Here is a 22,251-nt window from a genome sequence, read left to right on the forward strand (position 1 = left end):
CGTGCACCCTCCATGTGCAGAGGCACGTACATGCCGGGTCAGGTGACGCGTCCGTGCTGCCGTAACACATGTCGCCCGGCAGGTGTGAGGGTTGTTCAGGGACGGCCGGTGCCGGCTGGTGGAGCCAGAACGCTGGGGGTGCCGCGACGCGCTGCGAAGAGCTCCAGGGCGATAAGGAAGAACGCGGCCGTGATGACGAGGGTGGTGCTGGTCGCGGCGAGCAGTCCCTCGGCGGCTTTGGTGGCCGAGACCATGTTGTAGGCGGCGTGCCACACAGCGACCAGTGCGATGCTGCCGCCGCTGCGGTTGTACAGCCAGGTCAGTACGACGGCTCCGCACAGTAGACCGATGAACCAGCCCACCACGGTGACGGCGGTGAAGCCGCGAAACGATTGGAGCACCAGGAACATCGGGGCGTGCCAGCCCGCCCAGCCGACGCTGACGACCAGTGTGGACCTCAGCGGACTCCACCGAGCCTGGGCGCAGGGCAGCGCGTAACCACGCCACCCTGTCTCCTCGCCGAAGCCGTTGACCAGCAGCACGGCGAGGGCCACCCCGGCCACTCCCCAGGAAGCGGGGACACCGTTGATCACGGCGAAGTCCGCGAGAGGAGGCAAGGGTTGCCCGGTGGCGGCGGTGACCGCCAGGACCACGGGCAGCAGTAGCAGAGGGCTGAGCGCCACCGACCACCACCGCACCGGCACCTGCACCGCCAGCATGCGCCGGCCCAGCCCGGCCAGCCCACGGCGGCCGCCGTAGGCGGCGGTGACCGAGACCGCGGCCAGGGCAGGGCCGGCGAGGGCGGGAAAGTGGGTCGGCCACCCGTGCCCGCCGATGACGGTTCCGCCGGACAGCGCAATCGGGACCAGCCACAGCCAGGACAGCGCATAGGCCAAGACGAAGAACCACCGCAAGGGCCTGGCGGTGCGGCCTGTGGCGATGGCGGGGGCAGGGGATGTGCGACCGGTCATACTCGCTATGGCAGCGTGTCTCCTCTGGGTAGGCCAGAGACCAAGGTCACTTCCACCGACCGCTGATGCGGCCGCTCTGCTTCCGTCCTCGGCGGCAACGGCCGCTGCCTCCCATGGTCACCCGCATGTCCGCTTCAGTCGAGACGAGCACGAGCACCTCTGGCGACTGAAACGTACCCCGCACCGGCATGCTCTGCCTCGGCACTGGACAGGTCGTCCACCAGCCGGTCCATATGCATCGCCGCTACTGCACCTGGTTGGCTTCCTGCGTCTCGATGCCGACCTGCTCGCGGTCGCGGCCGAGGCGAGCCCACCGCTCGTCTCCATTCGTGATGATGCGCGAGAGCTGGCCGCATGGATTGAGGGTCTGCCGGTCAGGGAGAAGGATCGGTTGCTGGTGCGCTGCTGCGCGACGCCGCCGACGGCGCCCTGGAGGTCCGCAACGACCCACAGGCATCCCCTGCCGGTCATCCCTTCAAGGTCGCCCAGGTGCCCGGGACGCTGTCCGACGCCGGCGTTTACGCGGAGCGGCCCCGGCTGTGCGACCTGGGCCACCTGCGTACGCCCTATCAGAAGCCGGACGGCGGGGTCGGCTACCGCTGCCCGGCGGAACCAGTGGAGACCTACGTCCGCAAGGGCGGTCGCATCGAGGAGACCGCCGGGCGCCGGTGCCTGTGCAACGGGCTGCTCGCCGTGATCGGTCTCGGACAGTGCCATCTGGACGGTTATCTCGAGCCCCGCTGCTCACCCTCGGCCAGGACACCGGCTTCCTCAGCGGTCTGCCGGACGACTACTCGGCCGCCGACGTGGTCGACCGCATCCTGCAGGGGACCGGCGCACGCTGATCCAGAGCCGGGCCCGGCGGCGCCGCCTCGCGTTCACGGACGCCGATGGCCACGAGCGGTCGGCGTCCCGGCACGGCCGCTCGTGGCCGCGCCGGTATGCCGGCGCGGCCACCGCCGCGCTCGACCTGGCACAGGAAACAACCGGGTCCGCTCCGCTGTGCCGCACTGGTCCGCTCCGGGGCGGTCACGGCTACGTCCCGGGCAGGGCGGTGGCCAGGAGCACGACACCGAGCGAGCCGACGAGCGCGGCGGTGGCGAGCGCCCGCGCGGCGGCCGGCCGCCCGGTGCCGCTTGCCCAGCCGTGCAGTCCGGCCGTCAGCATCACCGCGCAGAACAGCAGGAGCTTCGCGGCGAGGATCCGCCCGTAACCCGGCTGCGCGAGCGAGGTCCAGGTGACGCCCTTGTGCGCGGCCATGGCGACCCCGGTGACGAGCTGGAGGGGAAGGAACGCCGTGACCGTGAAGAGGCCGAACCGCCGCCCGACCGCGCTGAGCACGGCGGCCCGCCGTTCGGCGTCGAGCAGCCGACGGGCCAGCGGCAGCAGGATGAGCGAGACCGCCAGCTGACCGCCGACCCACAGGGCCGCGCCGAGCACGTGCAGGAACCGGATGACCGACCACCAGGTCATGGCGCGCTCACCGCGAAGAGCCCGTGGGCGCCGGCCTCGGCGCGCGGCATCGTGTGGTCGACGAAGGGGTAGTGCCCGGGTTCCGGGAACACCAGCTCGGCGAAGCCGCCCTGGGCCGGGGCGAGGTCCAGCACCTGAGCGCCGCCCGGGTCGCCCCTCTTGAGTAGATATGCGCCTTCCTTGTAGACGGTGTCGAACGGCACGCCGACCACGTGGAAGGCGGTTCCCGTCCCCGGACCGCCGGCGACCACCCAGATGCGCACCCGCTCGCCGGCTTCGGCCGTGAGAGGGGCGTGGTCGTAACCGGCGGCGGTGCCGTTGAACATCCATCCGTCCGGCCGGCCCTCGAGGATCCGCGAGCCCAGGTCGTCCTGGTCGGGTCGCCCGAGGTAGAGCTCGCCCTGGACGAGCACGAACTCACGGTCCACCGTCGGCAGGTCCGGCGGGTCGATGACGACGGCGCCGTACATGCCGTTCGCGATGTGCAGGCTCATGGGCATGGTGGAGCAGTGGTACAGCCAGGCTCCGGCCCGGTCGGCGCGGAAGCGGTAGGTGAGCCGCTGCCCGGGGTCGATGGTCCGCATCGGCCCGTCGGGGGCGACGGCCCCGGCGTGGAAGTCGATGCCGTGACCGATGGTCCCGTCGTTGACGAACGTCACGACGAACACGTCTCCCACCCGGCCGCGCAGCGTCGGGCCGGGAACCGAGCCGTCGAAGGTCCACATGCGGCGGCGCACGCCCGGCGCGACCTCGAGATCGGTCTCCTTCACCCGGATCTCGACCCGGTGCTCCTTGCCCCCCGCCGCGGGCTTCAAGGTGGCGTCGTACGGCGTCCACCCCGCCGACATCGGCGCGCCGGGGTCGAGGGCGGTCGCTTCCGGCCGGGCGATGCTCGGCTGTCCGGTGCCAGCCGTGCCAGAAAGGTCCATGCCCGCATGTCCCATATGCTGCGAGTGTCCCGCATAGGAGGATTCGGCGCTCGCAGCCGCCGGAGCGGGCACGATGCGCATGGTCATGCCAGCCGCCTTATGCCCCGCGACGGTGCACGCGCCCTCCACCGGTCCGGCCAGCGGGGCGAGCTTCAGCACGGCGGTCTCGCCGGGGGCGAGCATCGGAGTGCGGTCACCGGTGGACAGCCTCAGGTCGTGTCGCTGGGCGTCAGCGTTGGTCACCCGGAGCGTCAGCCGCGCGCCGGAGGGGGCGTTGACGACCGCGGGCCGTACGCGCATCGCGGCGAGCGTCACCTCGACCGTTCTCTGCGCACCGGGAACGACGTCCAGCCGGGCCGACCCGGCGCCCCCGGACATGGCGACGGCGACGGCGGCGGCCGTCAGCAGGCAGCCGACGACCACGCCGAGGGGAGCGGGCGACACCCGGCCCTGCGGGTGACGCGCCAGCAGGAGCGCGGTCACGGCAAGCGCGACGAAGGCGACCGCGGGGGCGAGGACGAGCGCCCAGCCGAGCAGGCCGAGGGGTTCGGGCACCGGCAGCGAGAGAAGCGGCACCCCGAGGTTGGCCGCCGCCAGGCGGTAGGGCCAGCCCCGCTCCAGCAGAGCCGCGTTCTGCTTGAAGCGGGCCGGCCCGCCCCCGAGCACCGCGGGCAGCAGGTGCATGAGCGACCCCAGCAGCACCTGGGCGGCGAACCCGGCCAGCACCAGCGGCAGCAGCGGCTCCAGAGCCGCCGGCAGGTCGTCAGCGGTACGGATGGCGACCAGCACGAGATCGGTGATGAGCGCGATCCCGAACCACGCCACCCCCGCCCCCAGCGTCCAGGCCGCTCCCGTGTGCGGCCGACGCCGCCGCAGCGTCTCCGCCAGAGGGGTCAACGCCACGGCCGCCGCGGCCAGATACACCGCCAGCCCGGCCACCGCGACCCAGCGCAGCCCCAGCAGCAGGCTGGGCAGCATCAGACCGAGACCCGCCACGGCAAGCCGCAGCGCCAGGCGGGAGCAGCGCCGGGTCAACGGGGAAAGCCGCGCCCGCAGGACCGTCGGCCAGAGCGTGAACAGCGTGCCGAGCACCGTCAGGGCCACCCAGCCGAACAGGTTCGTCTCGGCGTGCGCGGCGTGCAGCCGCTCGTACATCGGGCCGTTCCCCACGTGCGCGGCGAGCAGCCCACCCAAGGCGCCGCCCACCGCCAGCGCACCCGCGGCCGCCAGATACCAGCCGATGACATGGCCGAACGGACCGGGCAGCGCCCGTTTGAGCATCCCGGCCAGCACCGTGGCATGCCAGACGACCACGCCGACCACCGCCGCGGCCCCGGCAGCCGCCACAGGCCACGGTCCGACGGCCACGCCGTACAGCACGGCCACGGTCGCGGCGTTCAGCGTGGCCAGCCGGGTGATGCTCCACCGCCGCTCGGGCGCGCCGACGCGCAGCAGCGCCGCGGCGAAGTGCTCACTCCAGATCACGATCGCGGTGGTGACCGCGCCGAGCAGGAAGACATGGATCACCAGCCACCGCGGCGCGGGCAACACGCCCGGCGACACCGCCGCCGCGATCGCCAGTGCGATCCAGGCGACGACGATCGCATTGGCGCGCAGATGCCACGACGCCCGCGGCGGCGGGGGCTCTGTGTCGCCCTTCTTCCCGATCGTCACCGTGACGGGTCCCATATTTGTTTTCTCCTTCGACCGACAGCGGCTGCAACGATGGCCAGGGCGCATCCCGCGAACACCAGCAGTGCGACCACGCCGAGCAGGCCACCCGTCGTACGCGCCGCACCGGCGCCCCCCAGATCGCCCAGCACCCGGATGGTCAGCCCCACGTGCAACAAGACCAAGGGGACGTACAGGATCCGCCGGTACGGCAGGGGCACCCGCAGCACGGCGGGCAGGATGACCGGCGCGTGCCCGAACACCATCGACACGACGAATCCGAGGAACAGCGTGTGCACCGCCGCGTCGTACACCTCGGACAGCGGCGACAGTCCCGCGACCGTCCAGACGACTCCGGCCACGGCCAGCCACACGTACCCGGCCAGCAGGCAGACGGCCGCATAGCGAGCCGCGCCGCGACCGCGAACCGTACGCCGCGCCACGTCATGTACGGCCAGCCAGCCGGCGGTGACGAGCATCCCGAGGCCGCAGAGCCGCCACCCCAGGTCCACGTCGCCGGCCGAGACGACGGCACCTGCCATGATCACCGCACACGCGACCGCGAGTCCGCCCGCCGCCTTCCGCGTGAGGAACGCGATGCGGGCCAGCTCCAGCCGCTCGCCCGCGATCGTGAGCACGAGGAAGGCGGCGAACCACGGAACCAGCTCCGGCACCCCGCGGCCCGCGAGCCATGACAGCCCGCCCGCGTACCAGGCGACCGCACCGGCCAGCTGGAGGGCCATCTCCGTCCCCGGACGGCGCCGGAGCAATGTCACGTAGACGGCGACCAGCCAGCCCGCGGCCCCGGCGAGCATCGGCGCGCCGAGCGGAAGGCCGGGCGCGGCGGCCAGCGCGACGGAGCCGAGCGCCCCGAGCGCCGGAGCGGCATAGGCCCATCCCGTGCGGAGCGCCACCGCGCGCTCCAGGCAGACCAACGTCCCGAGAAAGCCGAAGACCATCATCGGACCGTGCCGCTCGGCCAGGCCCCCCGCCGCGGCCGACCCGCCCAACAGCAGGGCGAGCCCGCCGTACATGCCGGTCAGCGCGGCGAGAATCGCTCCGGCGAGGAACGGAAGCCGGTGAACCGACCGTGAGAGCGCCGTGGATCGCACTCCTACCCCCTCTTCCGGTCCCCACCCGCCGACGGTCGGCCACGACTACCGGGCCAGCAGCACGCTATGGAACGCCCCGGTCCGGAGGACGGCCGTAAAGTCCACGATCGGCGGGACCAAGGTCCTCAGTACGGCGTCGCGCGTTCCTGACGGGGCGAGGACCGACTGTCGCCCCGTCACGACGGGACCTTCGTCACTGGAGGGGCGGAACGGGCCGCGGCTGTACTGTCGTCGATCCGAAGGAATGGTGTCGCGATACGGCGCCTGTCACCGCCAGGAGGGGTTTCCTTGGCAATTTCCGACGTCTTTACTGAGACATTCCGTGATGAGCACCGCGAGGTCCGGAACCTACTGTTCACCCTGATCGACGCCTTCACCGCGCATGACGCGACGACGGCTCGCCATGTCGTCTCCGCCATCGCCACGGCGACCGGCCCGCACTTCCGGTACGAGGAAGAGTCGATGTATCCACGGCTGGTGCCCATCTTCGGCGAGGAGTACGTCGGGAAGCTGATCGCCGATCACGACGGCGCCATCCGCAACCTCCGCGAGCTGGTGGAGCTCGCCGACCACGGGCAGATCGATCAGGCCCAGGCCGAGCGCGGCATCGAACTGACCCGGCAAATCCTCCCGCACGTCAGTGACTGCGACGGCCTGTCCATCATGGTGGAGACGCTGCCGCAGGACGACGTGCTCGACATCCTGGCCGTCCGCGAGGCCGCCCTGGAAAAGAACGTGGACCTTCTCACCTGGGCCGGCTCCGTCCGCGCACGACGCGCCTGACGCGCACGGCCCGTCGACGTTCCGCCGCGACCAGCGGCCGGGCGACGACACGCTCGCACTCCTCGGTCGCGGCTCGGACGGCGCTGAACTCGCCGCTCCGGCAGGGGCCGGACCGCCTGCGTCGTGAGCTGTCAAGCCTGGATCACCCGGCAGAAGGGGTCTCCGAGGTGTCTTCTGCCGGGCACGTCCCGGGAGTCACACCCAGCGCGTTGCAGCGGGACAGGCCGATGCTTGTCCCGCTTGTTCATATCCCGGCCTCGACCGGGTCGTTCGACCCACGTTGCGTCACCATCCGCCTTCGATGAAGGCCAAGGGCGACCGCAACGACGGCGGCCATCACGGCCGCCACGTGTGGCGCTACCGCTACAACAAGTTCGGCTGGACGACCCGGTCGTCCCAGATGTACGAGTCGCGGCTGCTGCGTATCGGCAGCCCGCTGTTCCACTTCGGCATCCTGGTCGTGGCGCTCGGCCACGTGGGCGGCCTGGTGATCCCCAAGACCTGGACCGAGGCGGCCGGAGTGAGCGAGCACACCTACCACCTGACGGCGGTCGTGCTCGGCACGATCGCGGGCATCTGCACGGTCGCCGGCCTGGCGATCCTCATCTACCGCCGCCGCACGGTCGGCCCGGTCTTCACCGCCACCACCCGCAACGACAAGCTGATGTACGCGCTGCTCGCCCTGACGATCGCGCTCGGGCTGGCCGCCACCGTCGTCGCCAACATCGTCGGCGGCGGCTACGACTACCGCACGACGATCTCGCCGTGGTTCTGGTCGGTCTTCTACCTCCAGCCGGAGGGCGAGCTGATGGCAGGTGCGCCGATCCTGTTCAAGCTGCACGCGCTCAGCGCGCTCGTCCTGTTCTCCGTCTGGCCATTCACCCGGCTCGTGCACATGCTCACCGCACCCGTCGGCTACCTCACCCGCCCGTACATCGTCTACCGCAGCCGCGACGACCAGCGCGGCTCCCGCCCGCCGCGCCGCGGCTGGGAGCCCGCCGGCCGCCTCTGACCATCAGAAACGACTACCGACAGGACCCGGCTGTAGGGCAGCCTAACGGCGACTGACGGGTGTTCGACCAGCCATGTGGGCCGTGGGTTCGCGTATCATCGCTGGGCCCGGCGCTCGGCGAGCGCCGGGCCCGGGTCGGTTTCTCGGTAACCCTCACCGAAGCGGTGCTACCAGTTGGAGTCGTGGTGGGGCAGCGCTTCCTTCAATGTCCTAACGATCACCTCTTCGACCCGGGTATGGTCGTCCGTGACTGGCAGGCCATGCTCGCTGGGTCTCAGACGGAGTTGCGTATGCCAGCACTCGCTGGCGTAGCAGTTTCATATGACGTCGATCTGGCCGTCCTGATAGTCGCCGAGGGCGAGCCTTTCTTGGCACTCCCCTTCAGGATCGCTGGCGAACGTTGAGCCGTTTGAAGGCCGCCTGAGTCTCGCACCTCGGCTCAAGATCGAGGCTGGCGAGGTGGGTGTTGAGGTGCTGGGCGCGTAGGCGTGCCTCGTCTCGGCGGCCAAGTTCGATGAGCAGGCGGATGACGGCGGCCGCGGCGGCCTCGTTGATGGGATCGAGCGTCAGCGCCCGCTCCATGACTTCCAGAGCCCGCTTCGGTCTTCCGGCCCTCTCATGGATGCCTCCAAGCTGGAGGAGCGCCCGTACGGAGGCGAGGGTGAGCGGGTCTCTGTGGTCGAGGTCGATCCAGAGATACGGTGCCCCGTCGGCGAGGTGGCCTCGGCAGACCTCAGCGGCTCTGTCCAGGGCGGCGGTCTTGGCCTCAGGGTCTGTGGCTTTCCTCGCTTCGGCGAGTGCGCGGTGGAACTCCCAGAGGTCGATCCAGACGTGCTGGCGGTCGATCCGGTAGGTCCCGCTTTCCGCTTCGATGAAGTTCGTCTCCTTGCGGGTCGTGCCTGTGGCAGCCCAGAGTCGCTTGCGCAGATCGCTGAGTGCGGCGTGGAAGCGGTACCCGGCCTGGGGTTCGCCGACATCGGGCCATAGTTCGGCGCAGATCTCCTCCCGGGTCCGGCCGTTTGGATGAACCGCGAGGAGCACGAGCATCTCCATGCCTTTGGCGGTTGGGATGTCGACCGGTTCTCCGTCGATCTCCACGCGTACCTCACCGAGCACGAGCAGGCGGATGCGGGTCGTGGCCGGGGCGTTCTCCACGACGGAAATCTCGGCCGCGGGCTCGTCTTCAGCGGGCTCCTCATAACCGTGCTGCATCGCGATTCTGCGTTGGAAGACGATCGCTTCCTGCTGATAGAGGTGGAACAGGTCGGTGCCGTCCAGGTCGCCGCCGACGGCTCGGAAGTCCGTCCCGACCTCGCATCCGGCCTCCGCGAGCCGGGTCCCGAGCAGGATGGCGCCGATTCCGAGGCGGGGGGCGTATTCCATGAACGACTCGAGGTACGACGGGTCCCGGCCCGTCAGCCGGCCGACCAACACCAACTCCGGGACCAGCTCATCCGGCCTGCTGGCCCGAAACGCGGCGAGGTCGCCGACTTCGGCGTCTTGCAGCAGTTCGGTGCGGTGGATGTGCTCGCTGGCGACGTGCGTGACGGCGTCGTCGAAGGTGGGTGTGAGTGTGAGGCCGGGCAGATGCATGGCGAGGGCGTCCCAGTCGTCGCCGAATAGCTCGATCGCGTCGTCCCGAGACAGGACAAGCTCGACACGATGCGCCTCGGCCTGGGCGACGAGAGCTGTGAACAGCGCCCGGACGACGTCTTTTGCGCCGTCCCCGTTCAGGCAGAGGTTCAGGCCGGGCAGGTTCACGGCGACGACCCTGTCGGCGCGTATGCCGACATCCAGCGTGGCAGGGGGCTTGGTGGTGAAGGAGTCCTTGACCAGGTCGTAGTCGTCCGGGACCGGGTCGGTGGATTGCCGGAACTCTTCGTCAACCGCCTGGACTGCTGGCTCCGGCTTGGGCAGGGCCACGATCTGAACGGCTTCCGACGCCCCCGGGATCGGTCGCCGGACGCGTTGCCGTACGCGTGCGGCGGCCAGGGCGACGGCGATGCCCGCCGCGAACGACAGGCCGACCACTCCTCCCTCTGGTAGGGCGATGCTCACCCGCGGTGTGGGGTGTGCGGGAAGTGCCGCCGGGGTTTCGATGGCATTCGGTGTCACGGTCTCCTGGTGTGCAGGGGCGGGCTCTCGGACTGCGGCCTGCTCGGCAGCCCTGTCCGGCGGGGCCTTCTCCGGCAGTCGGAGACGCCACCCGGCCTCGATCTCGCCTGGATGGGTGAGCTGCCTGCCATCATGCTGGGGCTGGCCCTTGTTGAGCTTGAAGATCTCCCGGTAGCGCTTGCCATCCCCCAGGTGTCGTTCGGCGATGTCCCACAGGCTTTCGCCTTCCCGTACGACATGGACCCGCGTGTGCTGCAGCTCCGGCTCCTTGGCGTCCGACGGCATCCGGATGACCCAGCCGGGGCGGATCCAGCCGTCGGAGGTGAAGGTAGCTCCGTCGGTCATCTGGCGGCCTTCGTTCAGCTTTACGATCTCCCGGTATCGCATGGGGTCGCCCAGATGCGTTTTGGCGATCTCCCACAGGGTGTCGTGCGGCTTGACCCGGTACATCGTGTGCTGAACCGCCTCAGAGACAACGCCCTCCTGCGCGATCTGAGGAGCGTCCACGGGGGTGGCGGCGACGGTGACCGTGGCGGCGACTGCCTGGGGAGCCGGAGCGACCGACGAGATCGCGATCGTCGTGATGAGATGCGCGGCGAGCCGCTGGAACGGCGTCCGGAGCACGGCACGCTCACGCACATTCCGCAGGCGGCGCATCACCTCGGCGAGCACCGACCAGGTGAACATCAGCCAGCACAGCCATGCCGTGGCCAGCAGCGCGTTCACCAGGAATGCCGGATCGCCTGGCGTGGCCAGCTCCGCCCCCGTGGGAATGTGCGGCGGATCGAGGAAGCCGAGCAGGACGACGGGCGGCCCGACGATCAGCGCCACCAGTGCCAGTGCCGAGTAGACGGCGGCAGGTGTCGGGCGGTGGCTGTGCATCTACTCTCCCTGCTCGATTCCCTGCAGCATCCGGGCGGAGGCGCTCGCGGTGGCCGTCACGTCACCGATGCCGATCAGTGACAGCAGCACGGTCGGCCGGGACACGTTCACCGTGACCAGCAGCGTCCGCCCGCCCGTCATCGCGACGCTCCCCCGGTGCCCCGACGAGGCGAGGTACGCGCGGGCGGCGGCCAGCGCGTTACCGCTGTCCAGCTCGAACCGGCCGCCCTGGGCGTATGCGCGGTCGACGTCGACGACACCGGCCCCCGCTCGTGCGGCCTCCTCCGCGACCGCGTACGCCTCCCGATAGGCGCGGATCTTCTGCCCGCCGTCCACAACCAGGCCCAGGCACACCAAGGCGGCCAGCATGACGACCACGACGAATCCCGAGATCGATCCCCTGTCGCCGTGGAGCATCACCGGTCTCCTCGGGCGCGGAACGGGTCAAGGCTGCTGGTGAACTGGCTGGTCAGGACCTTGGAGCCGGGGATTCCGGGCAGGGCGAGGTCGCTGAGTTGTACTTCGCAGGTCACCGTCGCGGACACCGTGGCCGGTCGTCCCACAGGAGCGGAGAACCCGCCCGTGTCCACCGAGACCGACGGCGCGCATTCAAGCCCTTCACGGGCCAGCGCTGCTCGCGCGCTCGTCAGCGCCGCAGTGCGCGCGGAGGAGGCGTCACGCGAGATGGACGCCTGCCGGGCGGCATCGCGGGCCGCCGCCTCCACCGAGCCATGCGCGATCACGATTCGACCGGCCGCGATCATCGCTACGAGCACCAAGACGAGCGCGGGCGCGAGAACAGCCAGCTCGACCGTCATCGACCCGCGCTCGGCGGCGGCTCCAGAGGAAACCCAGACGCGTCCCCGGTTAGAGCGATGAACCCGATCACGATGAAGTCGTACGCCGCTCATTGGGTGGGCGTTGACCATCGTTCGATGGGGGCGTGGGCGACCTGGGTCACCGTCAGCTTGATCAGCGGCACCAACGCGAGCGCCTCCCCCTGCACGGTCACCGACACCGTGCCGCCGGTACGGCCGGCGCTGGCGTGTGGCGAGAGTAGGAAGGACCCGCCGACCCGCTGGGCGAACCTCTCGGCGACGGCCGTGCCGGCCGAGAGGTTGGAGCCGTACGCCCGGGCGACCCGTACACCCTCCTGAGCGGCGGCGAGCGCGACGTTTCGGGCGTGGAACCACAGCGCCGTGTTGACCAGGACCAGGGTCAGGGTGAGGACCACCGGATAGAGGATGGCCGCCTCCAACGGCGCCGACCCGCGATCACTTGATCTTCCCCATGTAGTCGTTGACCACCTGCGTGATCTTGGCTGCGACCGCGACAGCCAGCAGGAATATCGCCGCGGCGAGAACGATGAAGCCCAGTGGCCCCTCTCCGGCGTCCGCCCCCGGTCGGGGGCGAAGCCGCCGAAGGAGCGGGACCTTGGTGTTGATCCACGCGCCGACCGCCAACATGCGACCGTAGATGTGCAGCATGCGAAGGACCCTTCTCTCATACGGTCATCCACCACCGGTCATCCGGGCCAGGGCCGGGTAGCCCAGCAAGATCATGAAGCCGACGACGGTCAGGGACATGGGGACGGTCATGGTTTCGGTGCGGCTCTTCGCCCTCGCCAGCAGCGCGGCCATCTCGCTTTCGCGCAGGCTGGCCGCCTTGGCCTTGAGGGTGTCGAGGATGCTGGCGCCCTCGGTGCCGGCCATCTTGGCGATCGCGGCGACCTCGCCCAGCTCTGGTACGTCGAGCTCCCGCGACAGGCGGGCGAGCTCATCCCAGGCGGAGCCGGTACCGCGGAAGGCCGGGTCGAGCGCGGACGAGAGCCGCTTGAACGTCTGCCCCTTCCCGACGCGGGCGGCGGAGTCGAGAGCATCGGCCGGCCCGCGTCCGGCCAGTCGGCACAGGGCGACGAGGTCCAGATAACAGACCAGCGCCCTGCGGAATCGCCGCCGCGCGGTGGCGGCCTCCACCCGCAGCGACAGCTCGGGCGCGGTGAACATCACGGCGCCGAAGACGGCGGACGCCGCCCACAAGATGATCGCGGGGAAGGTGACGCCGAGCAGCCAGCCGTACGTCCACAGGAGGGCCGGTCCGCACAGGCCAGTGGCCATGAGCAGCGCCTTCCGACCGAGATGGGTCTCCCGGCTCCTGCCGACGATGGCCAGGTCGGAATTCTTCGCCCGGCTCCCCAGCCAGGACGAGCCAAGCACGCCGATGGCCGTGCGGCGGACGCGTTCGGGCAGGCTGTACACCTCCACCGAACCACCGCCGGGCTGGAGGCGCGCCAGCGAGGCGGCCAGCTCGGGTGGGCCGGGCCGTACGGCGAGCAGGATCAGGAACAGGCCGAGGCCCATCGTGCCTCCGGCGGCGAGCACCGCCCAGGTCATCCCGCAGCCTCCTCGTTCAGGAAACGGTCGGTCTCCGGGGCGCTGCCGAGGCGGTGGATCCACCAGAACGTCACGGCGTACAGCCCGGCAACTCCCGCGAGGACGAGTTGTCCGAAGAAGCTGCCGAACGGCGCCACGTACTCCTGGTTCAGCAGGGCGAAACCGGTGTAGCCGAGCAGCGCGCCGATGACCCAACGGGCGGTGGTGCGGTGCCGGGATCGCTCAGCCTCGACCTCACGCTGGGCGGACACGTCCATGCCGATGGTCCGGGCGAGTCCCAGGAGCACCTCCCGCAGACCGCGTCCCCGAGACTCCGTGGCGAGGATCAGGGAGGCGGCGGCCATGTCACCGACCAGGTCGTCGAGCTCGTCGGCGAAGGCACGCAGGGCGGTGTCGGCCGGTACTCGCAGGGCCAGGCGGCGGGCGAGCGCGGTGACCTCGGCGGCGATCGGCTCCGGTGCGTTGCGGGCGCTGATGGCCAGGGCCTCCTCGATGCCCGCGCTCCCGGACAGGGCGTCCGCGAGCTGGCGAATCCATGTCTCGATCGCCTCCAGCCGGGCGATCCGGCGCGCCACCTCCCGGCCGGACAGAACCCGAGGCAGGAGCAACACGGCAGCCCCGGCCGAGAAGGCGGCGACGGGCCAGCCGGTCAGCCAGAACACGATGGCCGCTGCTCCCATGGCCAACGCGAGAGGCAGGCCCGGGAGTTTCACGTGCCGTCGTGCACGCCGGGAATGCCGTACCGGGAGCCGGCGCAGGCCGGCGATGACCAGGAGGATCCCGGCGGCGAAGGCTCCTCCGGCGAGGGCGGCGATCAGTTCCACAGCCCACCCGCTCTCGGGATGAACATGGTGGCGTCGAATCCCGCCTTGACCAGCTTGTCCATGCACTGGGGCATGATGTTCGGTACCGCCCGCCCGTCCGGCCCCGGGACGAAGACGCGGTTGACGGCCGGGACGACGGAATCGGCAGGCGGCAGGACCTCGAAGATCTCCGAGATGTAGCGGACGTTCATCGGGGCGTCGGGGTCGTGGCTCACCTCGTGCCGGAGGTAGACGATGAAGTCGACGGCCTTGCCGACCAGGCGGAACAGCGCGTCGGCGGGCATCGTCCCGGCGAGGATCTCCATGCGAGGAAAGATCTCCTCCGCCGAGTCGGCGTGCATGGTGCAGATCGACCCGCGACCGCCGGAGTTCATCGCGACCAGCATGGGGACCAGCTCGTCACTTCGTACCTCGCCGACGAGGATGCGGCGGCCGTTGAAGCGGAACGCGTCGTCGATCAGCTGGCGCATGGTGACCGCGCCCTCGCCCTCGGAGTTGGCGGCACGCGCCTCGAAGCTGAGCACGTCGTGGTGCCGCTCGGGCATCAGGTGCAGGAACAGCTCGCGCTCGTTCTCGACCGTGATGAGCCGCTCGAACGGGTTGATGTCCCCGGCCAGGGCACGGACCAGGGTGGACTTACCCGAGTTCATCGCCCCCGCGACGATCACGTTCATCGGGACGTTCATCACCGCGTGCAGGAAGCCCCGCACCAGCCAGGACATCGTCCCGCCCGCAGCGAGGTCCGACATCGTGGCATCCAGCATGCCGTGCTTGCGGATGGAGAACGCCGTGTGCGGGGTGATGCCGGTCGCCGCTGCCAGCCGTACCGTGTTGGACAGCGCCTTGTGCAGGATCGGCCTGGCCGTGGAGAAGTCGCGGGCGTTCTGGCCCTGGTAGATGCCCCAGCGGCGGACGTTCTCGATCAGCTCGTCCTCGCTGTCGGCCGCCGGCGGGCCGGCCACCTTGCGTCCGTCGGTGTAGGTCACCCAGACCTGGTCATACCGATTGACGTCGATGTTCTCGACCTCGGGATCATCCACCAACGGCTGCAGGTCGCCCAGATAGAAAATCCGGTTTTCGACGGCCTTCTTGAGCTGCTCCTCCTCATCCAGGCTCGGAGCGGGCCGACCCAGCAGGGCGAGGTTGTCGGCGTAGGTGCGGACGACGTTCGTGATGACGGCCTTGCCGTACTGCAGGGTCGCCTCCGCCCCCGTGACGCCCGACTCATCCAGCGCCTTGTTGACCTGCTGCTGCAGTTCCCGTACGGCACGGCGAAAGTCCTGGTCGTCCATCACACCATCACCCCCTGGTTCACCAGGGCGGCAGCGAACGCGCGGGCGTTGCACATCAGGGGCGACTTCGGCCGGACCTGGCCGACGCCGTACGCGAGCGCCGGCGCGGACCATTTGTCGGCCGGCATCCATGCCGCGACCTCGGCGCCGAGCGTCTTGGCGATCTCCTTGTGGTGGTACGGCCCGTCCCCCACCACAATCAGCTCCGGCTCCGGCAGATGCCCACGCAGCGCCTTCACATCCCGTACGACGGAGGTCGTGGCATGCAGGTGGACCAGCGTGGGCCGGGTGACGACGAACACGCGATCGGCCCGGAGCAGCAGGTCATTAGGCGTGTCCGGCCGACCCACCTGGCCCAGGTCCACAATGACGTCCTCATCCAGGGCCGTCAGGCAACTCGCGATGTCCGTCCACAGCGGGTGCAGGGCCTCGGCCTGCTTCGGCTCGGCAAGCCCCGGCAGCAGCAGCTTCCCCTCCTGGACCGCATAAAGCTGATCCCGCATTGCCTCAGCCGCAGCCACTCCCCGGCGGATCTTCACACCCCACTCAGCGAGACCGCGGTCGCGCGGCGTACCGGCCAGATAGCCGGACAGGATGGTGCCGCCCCCGGGATCCGCCTCAGCCAGCAGCACCGGGCGCGGCCACTCCAGGAAGACCGCCAGCGCACTGGTCGTCGTACCGGCGGCATGCCCGCCTGAGCACATCACCGTCAGCATGGCGCCCCTGGTGCCGAGGTGGGCGGGCAGGTCGACGTGGCGAAGGCGGCACGGCCGGCCCTCGAACCGAGAACCATCGCGATCTTCCCCTCCGCGGCCAGGCGGGCCAGAGCCGTACCTGTCGTGGCCGGTACCAGGAAGTCCACGACCACGGTCCCATCGGCGTCAGGCTGCCCGACCTTGTCGACCAGCGCGCGGTACTCGACGCCTTGCCGCCCTTCCTCGGGAACGGCTGCCGCGACGACCAGGTCGCCGGGCTTGAGCCCGCGTGCGGGGAGTTGGGTCGCCTTGAGCGCGATCGGCACGATCTGCTGGCCATTATCGGGGGTGAGGGCCGTGCCGAACTGGGAGGGCGCGAGAAGCGTCCCGGCCTTGAGGTCGGCTGTGGCTCGCTTGCCGATGACGCCGTCGCGGTCCTGCGCGCGCGTCCACTGGATTCCCGGCACCACCCCGACCCCGACGCTGGTCAGGTCCTGGGGCTCGATGACCTGCCCGATCGGAACGTCATGGGCCATCACCAAGACCTGCGTGCGATGCGCGGCCACCTGATACAGCTGCAGCATCGTGACCGCGCTCAACGCGACCGCCAGGACACCGACGACCGCCATCGCGGGACGGCGCTTGCCGGGCACGGGTCGTACCGGCGGCGAACCGTTCGGGGCCGCCATCGTTCGCTGGAGCATCCGCTAGTCCTTGCTGATCAGTGCCTGAGCTTCCGCGACACGGAGCGGGAACGAGGTGGATCGCGTGATCGGCGGCAGCGTGCCACCGGTCCCGCCGGAGCCCCTCCACGTGCCGCTCCACGTGACCGTCACTGTGACCCGGTAGGCGTCGCCCTGCCCCTGCCCGAGCGACGGCCGCAGGTACTTCACCGCACAGCTCGGCTTCTGCCGACTCGCGGGAAGCTTCGGGTCGTAGGGCGTGCCGGGCCCATCACAGGTGACGGGCTTGAGACCGCCGCCGGGATCGACCGTCATCTTCTGGGGACGCGCGGTCGCCTCCGCCCAGACCCCGGCCGTTTCCACCAGCTTGTGCTTCGGGTTCCACTCCCCCTTTGCGAGATAGACCCACTCGTCCAGACCGACCAGGCCGGTGGAGCCTCGCGGCGGCGCGGTGAGCACTTTCGGCTCGTGCACCGGAATGAGCGCCCACGCCTGCCGGGCCAGTTGCTCGGGCGTCGCATGGGGAGTTCCGGGCGACCGGTCGGGCACCCAGCGGACATCGCGGAAGCCGTCGGAACATTTCACCAGGTAGTAGGCACCCTTACCCTTCGCTGCGCTGTCGGGGTTCGAACCCGGGTCGACCCATTCCAGACCGCCGTTCTGCATCCCATTGGCATGCCAGGGTGTGTAGGAGCAGGTCACACCGGGTCCGCGATGAGCCCCCCTGGTGCCTTTGACCTGCTGTCCAGAGCGCGGATCCTTGTCGACTGTCAAGAAATAGCCCAAAGGGGACGTCTGAACCCTATTTTCGTCCAGCGGCGGCGAGGGCGTGAGCACCGTTATAACGGGCAGTACGCTCACGATCAAGATCCGACCGAGCACGGCGCCCTCACATGCGCAAGCGTCGAGACCTTCCACGTGCCCTCAACCAAGAGCAGCGTCGCGACGAGATGGGTGTTCTCACTGCCATAAAGGACCCGCTTCGAGGTCTTCTCGTCCATCTGTCCGGTATTCCGGTTGTCCTGGCAGTCGTGCAGCGTGGCCTTCTGCCCCTTGACCTTGATGCCGAAGGGATGAACCACCGGCGACCCCCACGTGAATCTCCCGGTGGCCCGAAGCGCGACGATGCCGCGGAGCATCCTGCTCAACAGGGGCTCAGTCACGTACGGAGCGAGGACCGGCTTCCGCTGCCCATCAGGAGTGCGCTCGGCCCGCTGGCCAGCAGCGTAGATGCTCTTGTAGGCGATAAGCACGGCCTCTTCCGCTGTAGCAGCCAGCTTCGGCGAGACGGTCGTCGAAGCCGTGGGAGACGGCCGCGGCAGTGCCCCCTCGTCTGCCATACAGGCCGAAGCCGACAGCGCGAGAGCGGCCAGTACAAGCCGTTTGGAATATCGCCGAACTAAGGCCATTACCAGCGCCCTTTACTCGCAGCAATCAGATCATTGCGGAGAGCTACAGGCTAGATGGCAAGCCTCGGTGAGGCCAGAGAAGAAAACTAACCAGAAGGACACATTGAAGTAGCCACCAAGGCCTGCCCCGGTGGCGAAAACAACTTCAAAGAGATCTACCGTTTATCCGATGCGCTACCACCCATTCATATCGAGATTGCCTCTTTCCTCATCAAGGTGAGCGATGCCTCGTTGTCGTTCTCACATAGAGGTCAAGGATGAGATTCGCTCCGGACTCCTGAGTTGCGCGGCAAGCCGACCATGGGGCCTGGTGCTGGCCTTGGTCCCTACCGTCCTGCAAGTAGTGACCCCAAGTAGCGCCCCCGCAGAGTCAGCCCGAGGTATCCGCGCGACGCCTAACCACCGAGAGCCCACCACTCCTCATCCGACACCAGCGGCAGGCCCAGCACCGTAAGCGCGGCATCCACCCCCGCGCGACTCAACCGCCCATCGGCCGTGACCAGCCCTTGCGGACTCCGGTTCTCGCGCACCACCACCTCGGCGACGGCCTCATGGAGGCACACGAGCGTCTGACACGCGTCTCGCAGGTCATCGGCCGTCAGTGCCGGTACGTCGTCCTCGTTCGGCATCGCATCCGACAAGTCTCCGAGCTCATTGAGCACCCAGTCGGTCGAATTCACCGCCCTTGGCGGCCTTGACGAAGATCTCCCAGGTGTGTCGGGTGGTCGTCACGAAACTCGGGCGCTGCACGATCCCGGCGTGCGACAGGTCGCCGATCGCGATCGTGATCACGTCACCCTCCTGCTGCGGGACGAACTGGCCCGCCTTGACGGAGGCGAGGAAACGGCTCCACCGCGCCTGGCTCACTCGGACCGACGCCCGCTCCTCATCATCCGGATCGCGGACGTACACCACCCCTGCGCGCGCCTGGTACTCCACTTCTAGCCCGCCGTGCACCCCCACACCCAACAAGGTGTTCCTCTGGTCGTTCATGCCACGTTTCCTCCGTCCGCCGTGATGAAGAGATCAGGTCGCTCAGCGCGACATCATTCAGGTGCCGCACCGATCTCGGCGAATATGGGTGACAAGGGGTGGACGCGCCGGAGTTCGGCGTATCGCCCGGCGATCCGCTGCCCGGCCGTCTTGACCGCGTCCGCCCGGCATCCGGTGTAGATCCGCCGTCCCGTCTGGTCGGAGACGCGGCCGGTCCACCAGCGGTACCGCCAGCCTTCCACCCCCCGCTCGCACCAGACGACCAGATCAACCCACACGGACAACAGCGCCAAGCCCTTGCCCTCGTGAAGATCGGCGACGATCCCCAGCTGCCTCAACTCGAGGCGAAGCCGCTCGGCCACCTGTCCGGCGATCGACAACCCGGCCGGCGCACCCACCCAGCTCATCGCGTGCCTCCGATAGCCAGTGCCGCCACAGCGGGTGCGGCTTCCGGCAGGTCCAACTTCCGGTCACAGACGCGCTCCAGCTCATACGCACAGGCCGAGCCGTACGGCTCCCCACCCTCGAACGCGATCAGGTCGGCGCGCGGGACGGCTGTGCGCCGCGGCTTCGCGGCGTCTCGAACGTCAGCCGTTTGCCCCTGGCTCTTGCGCGCCCCTCGCGCGTTCAGCGGCTGCTGGACAAGGGTCAGAGTCTCCTCGCGCTGCCGGGCGGCCCGCTCAGAGAAGGTCTCTTCGGCACGGCGCGTACTGGCTGACGAGGTCTGTGTGGGAGCCACGGGGCGACGGTATGAGTTCGTATGCCGCTCTCACACCTATGAGAGAGTCCACAACCGCTCTGATCTCCGGGCAACGCTGACCTGGCATTTTCTATTGACGTTGCGATGGTTGCCCATCAGGATGGGCAATCGAGCGCGGCAGCCAAAAGGAGGTGCCATGCGTGCTCAGACTAAGCCCGGGGGAAGCCCTCAGGCACGAGGGCGTGAATTGGCACGTATCGGGCGTCAACTATGGCAGGAGAGCGGCTCCGTCAAGCAAGCCGCCGTCGAGCTGATGAATAGGTACCCCGACATCCCGAGCCTTCAGGCGCACCGCTACGCGTGTGGTCTTTCCCAGGATCAAGCCGCGGTCAGATACAACGAGACGACCGGGCATCAGACAATGCTGGGAGGCACCTCCATCAACGCCTGGGAGACATGGGCACGGCTCCGCGGTGGAGCTGGATCTCCTCCGTCCTTCTCCAGCCTGTTGACACTCGCCATTGCCTACAGCAGCGGCCCACTGGGCGTGACGAACGAGCACATCTCCCCCAGCGACCTGGTCGCGGAAGCGTACGAACGTCTCGCACCTGAAGATCAGCTCTCGCTGAAGAGCTTCACCTCCACCAACACCCCCACCAAGCCATCCAAGCCGGAAACGGCACCAAAAGGGCATCCGACTAGCCCGGTTTCACCGATCCCCGATGGAGTCGATGCCATCGGCCCCGATTTCAGTCTGACCGTCCCGACCGTCGAGTACGGAAACCCAGAGATCTGCCTGTACTCCTTACCCAACCCTAAGCCCGGCCAATTGCTGAACCTGAGCTGGGCGTCGTTCGGATACGGGATCGAGCGGCTCATCCAACAGATCAAGAACGTCGGGCGCCGCATAGACGTGGACGCCTGCTTCGGAATCAACGAAGCCGGCTTGGCGATGGCGACGTTCCTCGCCTCCGCCCAATTCGGGCGATGCCCCATCGGCTACCTCAAATGCAACAAGAGCCGAGACTTCATCACTCTCGACCCGGCCTCGATGTACCCGGACCTGCCAGAGGCCCCCGCGATCGTCCTATGCGATTTCGAGGTCAAGCATGCCGACGTCGTCGGATTCGTCACTCGCGAGATTCGCGCTCGCTACCCGAGGGCGGAGATCTACTTCGCGGTATTCGGCGCCATGACCAAGGACTCGAACCTCGAAGTGGGGAGCTTCGACGACCTGACCGGCGCGGGCATCATACGAGCCGCCGACTTCAAGGCCGTGTTCATCGCCGCGACCATGAGCCCTCCCGGCATCGAACCGCCCCTCGAACTACGCTGACGCGACGGAGGCCTCAGTCGTGACATCCCAACCCCTTCTATCCGGCCTCGCACAAGACCTCGCCGAACTGGTCGCGAAGATGATCAGCGAGATCCGGCCTCGTCTCGTCGAAGCGGCGTTGTCGGGCAACCGCTCCGAGAGTCGGAACCTACGGCACGCCGACAACTTTCTATCGGAATACGACCTGTGGATGCACGATCGCTACCGGCACCTGCTCACTGAGATCATCCCGTCGTACGTCTACGCCTCTGAGGAGGCCGATCCCCAGGTCATAGGAGACGATCCGGACCCTGACCTGTGCGTCCTGGTCGATCCGCTCGACACGAGCGAACTCGCCGTCCGAGCCCTGTACGGCTACACGCACGTGCTGGTCTACTCACGCAGCCTCGCCCGCCCGATCGCGGCCGTGGTGGGCGACATTTTCCACCACCTTCCGATCTATCTCGCAGCCCGCGACGCCTCCGGACACGACCACGCCCTCCTCTTCACGGACGACATGACCCCGCACCCGCTGAGGCTGGACCGGACCGTCTCGCTGTCAGAGGCGCTGATCACGAACTACTTCATGAAGCCCGCCGAGCGCTTCACGCCGCTCGCCCAGCAGACCCGCCTGCTGGAGGAATTGAGCCAGTCGTCCCAGGACGGCGCTCGCCGAGGCCGCATCGGAGTCGACTTCGGTTCCATCGGACTCTGCCATGTCGCAGCCGGCTTCACCGACGCGGTGATCGAGTTCGCGAAAGGCTTCGCCATCTGGGACCTCGCGCCAGGGCACTACATTCTCACCGCGGCCGGCGGGGTAGTCCTCGATCTCCAGGGTCACCCGATCCCACTGGACTACCAGTTCGGCACTGTGGCCGACATCCAGAAGGCGATGGACCAACGCCGGAAGTTCGTCGCCGCGTCCAGCCTGTCTCTGGCTCGGGACATTCTTGACGTGATCCGGCGCTGATCCTCGCTGTGTGATCAAAGCCGGCTCCG

At 68.9% G+C, this 22,251-nt stretch carries 24 protein-coding genes; 5 read left to right on the forward strand and 19 right to left on the reverse strand.

The window, feature by feature from the left end:
- Positions 1-95 precede the first annotated feature (95 nt).
- Positions 96-971: a CPBP family intramembrane glutamic endopeptidase gene (locus AAH991_RS00635; protein WP_346223956.1), complete on the reverse strand. Its 876-nt coding sequence runs from the start codon at positions 969-971 to the stop codon at positions 96-98.
- A 710-nt stretch (positions 972-1,681) separates the two neighbouring features.
- Between AAH991_RS00635 and AAH991_RS00640 the strand changes: the two genes are divergently transcribed.
- A complete protein-coding gene (locus tag AAH991_RS00640) occupies positions 1,682-1,816 on the forward strand; it encodes a hypothetical protein (protein ID WP_346223957.1) in 135 nt (44 codons plus the stop codon).
- A gap of 190 nt (positions 1,817-2,006) precedes the next feature.
- On the opposite strand, the gene AAH991_RS00645 is transcribed toward AAH991_RS00640, so the two are convergent.
- From AAH991_RS00645 to AAH991_RS00655, 3 genes are read right to left on the reverse strand one after another with little or no spacing between them, the layout of a single operon-like run.
- Positions 2,007-2,444 (reverse strand): DUF2269 family protein, encoded by a 438-nt coding sequence (locus AAH991_RS00645; RefSeq protein WP_346223958.1) that lies wholly within the window; start codon positions 2,442-2,444, stop codon positions 2,007-2,009.
- Positions 2,441-5,062: a multicopper oxidase domain-containing protein gene (locus tag AAH991_RS00650; RefSeq protein ID WP_346223959.1), complete on the reverse strand. Its 2,622-nt coding sequence runs from the start codon at positions 5,060-5,062 to the stop codon at positions 2,441-2,443. Before AAH991_RS00650 ends, AAH991_RS00645 begins: the two co-directional genes overlap by 4 nt.
- A complete protein-coding gene (locus AAH991_RS00655) occupies positions 5,044-6,156 on the reverse strand; it encodes a DUF8744 domain-containing protein (protein WP_346223960.1) in 1,113 nt (370 codons plus the stop codon). Before AAH991_RS00655 ends, AAH991_RS00650 begins: the two co-directional genes overlap by 19 nt.
- Before the next feature lie 288 nt (positions 6,157-6,444).
- Between AAH991_RS00655 and AAH991_RS00660 the strand changes: the two genes are divergently transcribed.
- Both AAH991_RS00660 and narI read left to right on the forward strand, forming a co-directional pair.
- Positions 6,445-6,939: a hemerythrin domain-containing protein gene (locus AAH991_RS00660; protein ID WP_346223961.1), complete on the forward strand. Its 495-nt coding sequence runs from the start codon at positions 6,445-6,447 to the stop codon at positions 6,937-6,939.
- A 301-nt stretch (positions 6,940-7,240) separates the two neighbouring features.
- Positions 7,241-7,951, forward strand: a complete 711-nt coding sequence (gene narI / locus AAH991_RS00665; protein WP_346223962.1) for a respiratory nitrate reductase subunit gamma — start codon at positions 7,241-7,243, stop codon at positions 7,949-7,951.
- A gap of 381 nt (positions 7,952-8,332) precedes the next feature.
- On the opposite strand, the gene AAH991_RS00670 is transcribed toward narI, so the two are convergent.
- The 15 genes from AAH991_RS00670 to AAH991_RS00740 all read right to left on the reverse strand — a co-directional run bounded on the left by AAH991_RS00670 (position 8,333) and on the right by AAH991_RS00740 (position 19,644).
- Positions 8,333-10,948 (reverse strand): AfsR/SARP family transcriptional regulator, encoded by a 2,616-nt coding sequence (locus AAH991_RS00670; protein ID WP_346223963.1) that lies wholly within the window; start codon positions 10,946-10,948, stop codon positions 8,333-8,335.
- Positions 10,949-11,365, reverse strand: coding sequence for a pilus assembly protein TadG-related protein (locus AAH991_RS00675; protein WP_346223964.1), 417 nt, complete (start codon positions 11,363-11,365; stop codon positions 10,949-10,951).
- Positions 11,365-11,766, reverse strand: coding sequence for a TadE/TadG family type IV pilus assembly protein (locus tag AAH991_RS00680; RefSeq protein ID WP_346223965.1), 402 nt, complete (start codon positions 11,764-11,766; stop codon positions 11,365-11,367). The genes AAH991_RS00675 and AAH991_RS00680 overlap by 1 nt, the downstream gene beginning before the upstream one ends.
- Before the next feature lie 89 nt (positions 11,767-11,855).
- Entirely contained in the window at positions 11,856-12,206 is a 351-nt protein-coding gene (locus tag AAH991_RS00685) for a TadE/TadG family type IV pilus assembly protein (RefSeq protein WP_346223966.1), read from the reverse strand.
- 16 nt (positions 12,207-12,222) lie between these two features.
- Entirely contained in the window at positions 12,223-12,435 is a 213-nt protein-coding gene (locus tag AAH991_RS00690; RefSeq protein ID WP_346223967.1) for a hypothetical protein, read from the reverse strand.
- A 24-nt stretch (positions 12,436-12,459) separates the two neighbouring features.
- Positions 12,460-13,341, reverse strand: a complete 882-nt coding sequence (locus AAH991_RS00695; protein ID WP_346223968.1) for a type II secretion system F family protein — start codon at positions 13,339-13,341, stop codon at positions 12,460-12,462.
- Positions 13,338-14,165 (reverse strand): type II secretion system F family protein, encoded by an 828-nt coding sequence (locus AAH991_RS00700; protein WP_346223969.1) that lies wholly within the window; start codon positions 14,163-14,165, stop codon positions 13,338-13,340. Before AAH991_RS00700 ends, AAH991_RS00695 begins: the two co-directional genes overlap by 4 nt.
- On the reverse strand, positions 14,156-15,457 hold the full coding sequence (locus tag AAH991_RS00705) for a TadA family conjugal transfer-associated ATPase (protein ID WP_346223970.1): 1,302 nt from the start codon (positions 15,455-15,457) through the stop codon (positions 14,156-14,158). Before AAH991_RS00705 ends, AAH991_RS00700 begins: the two co-directional genes overlap by 10 nt.
- Positions 15,457-16,173, reverse strand: coding sequence for a CpaE/TadZ family protein (locus AAH991_RS00710; protein ID WP_346223971.1), 717 nt, complete (start codon positions 16,171-16,173; stop codon positions 15,457-15,459). The genes AAH991_RS00705 and AAH991_RS00710 overlap by 1 nt, the downstream gene beginning before the upstream one ends.
- The gene (locus AAH991_RS00715; protein WP_346223972.1) at positions 16,167-16,856 is read right to left on the reverse strand and encodes an SAF domain-containing protein; all 690 of its coding nucleotides are present in this window, start codon (positions 16,854-16,856) and stop codon (positions 16,167-16,169) included. The genes AAH991_RS00710 and AAH991_RS00715 overlap by 7 nt, the downstream gene beginning before the upstream one ends.
- Positions 16,857-16,859: 3 nt before the next feature.
- Positions 16,860-17,696, reverse strand: a complete 837-nt coding sequence (locus AAH991_RS00720; protein WP_346223973.1) for a hypothetical protein — start codon at positions 17,694-17,696, stop codon at positions 16,860-16,862.
- Between the two features lie 2 nt (positions 17,697-17,698).
- Positions 17,699-18,175 carry a hypothetical protein gene (locus AAH991_RS00725; RefSeq protein WP_346223974.1) on the reverse strand — a complete coding sequence of 159 codons (477 nt, stop codon included), beginning with the start codon at positions 18,173-18,175 and terminating at the stop codon, positions 17,699-17,701.
- 464 nt (positions 18,176-18,639) lie between these two features.
- Positions 18,640-18,924, reverse strand: a complete 285-nt coding sequence (locus AAH991_RS00730) for a hypothetical protein (RefSeq protein WP_346223975.1) — start codon at positions 18,922-18,924, stop codon at positions 18,640-18,642.
- Positions 18,896-19,237, reverse strand: a complete 342-nt coding sequence (locus tag AAH991_RS00735) for a hypothetical protein (protein WP_346223976.1) — start codon at positions 19,235-19,237, stop codon at positions 18,896-18,898. The genes AAH991_RS00730 and AAH991_RS00735 overlap by 29 nt, the downstream gene beginning before the upstream one ends.
- Before the next feature lie 53 nt (positions 19,238-19,290).
- Positions 19,291-19,644 (reverse strand): hypothetical protein, encoded by a 354-nt coding sequence (locus AAH991_RS00740; RefSeq protein ID WP_346223977.1) that lies wholly within the window; start codon positions 19,642-19,644, stop codon positions 19,291-19,293.
- A gap of 489 nt (positions 19,645-20,133) precedes the next feature.
- Between AAH991_RS00740 and AAH991_RS00745 the strand changes: the two genes are divergently transcribed.
- On the forward strand, positions 20,134-21,273 hold the full coding sequence (locus tag AAH991_RS00745) for a hypothetical protein (RefSeq protein ID WP_346223978.1): 1,140 nt from the start codon (positions 20,134-20,136) through the stop codon (positions 21,271-21,273).
- Positions 21,274-21,292: 19 nt separating this feature from the next.
- Complete coding sequence (locus tag AAH991_RS00750; protein WP_346223979.1) at positions 21,293-22,222, forward strand: inositol monophosphatase family protein; 930 nt, start codon at positions 21,293-21,295, stop codon at positions 22,220-22,222.
- Positions 22,223-22,251: the final 29 nt, after the last annotated feature.

The sequence above is a fragment of the Microbispora sp. ZYX-F-249 genome (assembly GCF_039649665.1).
In the GTDB taxonomy this organism is placed as follows: Bacteria; Actinomycetota; Actinomycetes; order Streptosporangiales; family Streptosporangiaceae; genus Microbispora; species Microbispora maris.

Bases quoted from the DNA above. Each gene is read 5' to 3' on its own strand.
- AAH991_RS00635 (WP_346223956.1), bottom strand. From the start codon at position 971: ATGACCGGTCGCACATCCCCTGCCCCCGCCATCGCCACAGGCCGCACC.
- AAH991_RS00645 (WP_346223958.1), bottom strand. From the start codon at position 2,444: ATGACCTGGTGGTCGGTCATCCGGTTCCTGCACGTGCTCGGCGCGGCC.
- AAH991_RS00650 (WP_346223959.1), bottom strand. From the start codon at position 5,062: ATGGGACCCGTCACGGTGACGATCGGGAAGAAGGGCGACACAGAGCCC.
- narI (WP_346223962.1), top strand. From the start codon at position 7,241: ATGAAGGCCAAGGGCGACCGCAACGACGGCGGCCATCACGGCCGCCAC.
- AAH991_RS00670 (WP_346223963.1), bottom strand. From the start codon at position 10,948: ATGCACAGCCACCGCCCGACACCTGCCGCCGTCTACTCGGCACTGGCA.
- AAH991_RS00675 (WP_346223964.1), bottom strand. From the start codon at position 11,365: ATGCTCCACGGCGACAGGGGATCGATCTCGGGATTCGTCGTGGTCGTC.
- AAH991_RS00680 (WP_346223965.1), bottom strand. From the start codon at position 11,766: ATGACGGTCGAGCTGGCTGTTCTCGCGCCCGCGCTCGTCTTGGTGCTC.
- AAH991_RS00690 (WP_346223967.1), bottom strand. From the start codon at position 12,435: ATGCTGCACATCTACGGTCGCATGTTGGCGGTCGGCGCGTGGATCAAC.
- AAH991_RS00695 (WP_346223968.1), bottom strand. From the start codon at position 13,341: ATGACCTGGGCGGTGCTCGCCGCCGGAGGCACGATGGGCCTCGGCCTG.
- AAH991_RS00705 (WP_346223970.1), bottom strand. From the start codon at position 15,457: ATGGACGACCAGGACTTTCGCCGTGCCGTACGGGAACTGCAGCAGCAG.
- AAH991_RS00710 (WP_346223971.1), bottom strand. From the start codon at position 16,173: ATGCTGACGGTGATGTGCTCAGGCGGGCATGCCGCCGGTACGACGACC.
- AAH991_RS00715 (WP_346223972.1), bottom strand. From the start codon at position 16,856: ATGCTCCAGCGAACGATGGCGGCCCCGAACGGTTCGCCGCCGGTACGA.
- AAH991_RS00725 (WP_346223974.1), bottom strand. From the start codon at position 18,175: ATGGCAGACGAGGGGGCACTGCCGCGGCCGTCTCCCACGGCTTCGACG.
- AAH991_RS00735 (WP_346223976.1), bottom strand. From the start codon at position 19,237: ATGAACGACCAGAGGAACACCTTGTTGGGTGTGGGGGTGCACGGCGGG.
- AAH991_RS00740 (WP_346223977.1), bottom strand. From the start codon at position 19,644: ATGAGCTGGGTGGGTGCGCCGGCCGGGTTGTCGATCGCCGGACAGGTG.
- AAH991_RS00745 (WP_346223978.1), top strand. From the start codon at position 20,134: ATGCGTGCTCAGACTAAGCCCGGGGGAAGCCCTCAGGCACGAGGGCGT.